The sequence below is a fragment of the Amycolatopsis sp. SID8362 genome, assembly GCF_010550475.1.
Classification (GTDB): domain Bacteria; phylum Actinomycetota; class Actinomycetes; order Mycobacteriales; family Pseudonocardiaceae; genus Amycolatopsis; species Amycolatopsis eburnea.
Genome location: NZ_JAAGNB010000231.1, coordinates 1 through 256 on the forward strand (window position 1 = coordinate 1; position 256 = coordinate 256).

Genomic DNA, 256 nt, shown 5'->3' on the forward strand with positions numbered 1-256 from the left:
GGTCCGCGCTCGCCCGGTCGTAGACGACCTGCTTCGGGTGCGGCTCCACCAGCAGCCGGACGCCCGCCTCGCGCGCGGCCCGGACCAGCGGCTCGGCCACGGTGCGGAACTCCGCGATGTTGTCGGCCCAGCTCACGTCGCTGTGCCACCAGGAGAGCCAGCGCCCGAAGTCGGGGCAGCCGGGCAGCAGCCGGACGTCGGGCGCGCCGAGCCGCTCGGCCAGCCGGATCGCGCCGAGGGCGCAGGTGAGCGCGTG

Annotated in this window: 1 protein-coding gene; it reads right to left on the bottom strand. The window is 77.0% G+C overall.

All coding sequences use genetic code 11. The annotated features are described in order from the left end of the window. On the bottom strand, positions 1–256 hold a 256-nt coding region (locus tag G3I65_RS07635), incomplete at both ends, for a TIM barrel protein (RefSeq protein WP_160695456.1).